The 475-nt window shown below is 43.8% G+C and carries 1 protein-coding gene; it reads left to right on the top strand.

Features of this window, described 5'->3' with window-relative positions; translation table 11 throughout:
• Positions 1-86: 86 nt before the first annotated feature.
• Positions 87-475 (top strand): group II intron maturase-specific domain-containing protein (locus tag AC0QH1_RS05885; RefSeq protein WP_324630000.1); only part of this gene is annotated, 389 nt, incomplete at its 3' end.

Here is a 475-nt window from a genome sequence, read left to right as displayed (position 1 = left end):
CTGGGAAAGACACACACAGTAATCCACTAGGCTTCAAAACTATCATCAAACCCAGCAATCAAGCCATCAAAACCCACAACAAGAAGATGAAAGAGATAGTAGACTCCAATATCGCAGTACCGCAAGTGGCGTTAATAAGACACCTCAACCCGGTCATCAGAGGGTGGAGCAACTACTGCTCAACAGTAGTGTCTAAGGAAGTCTTTTCTCAAATGGATAACTTATTATATTGGAAGTTAACCAGATGGGGAAACCGAAGACATCCCAACAAAACTGGAAAGTGGGTAGCCAAGAAATACTGGCAAACAATAGGGAATCGGCACTGGGTATTTGCAACACGAGCGGAATCAAATCCAATCAAATTGCAATGCTATGCCGATACTCCAATTGTCAGACATGTTAAAGTCAAAGGCGAGGCCAGCCCATATGACGGCAATCTCAAATACTGGAGTACAAGAATGGGTAAACAACCCGG

It is taken from the genome of Phormidium sp. CCY1219 (assembly GCF_055795085.1).
The sequence above is the reverse complement of the archived record's forward strand: the minus strand, read 5'-3'. Positions and strand labels throughout refer to the sequence as shown.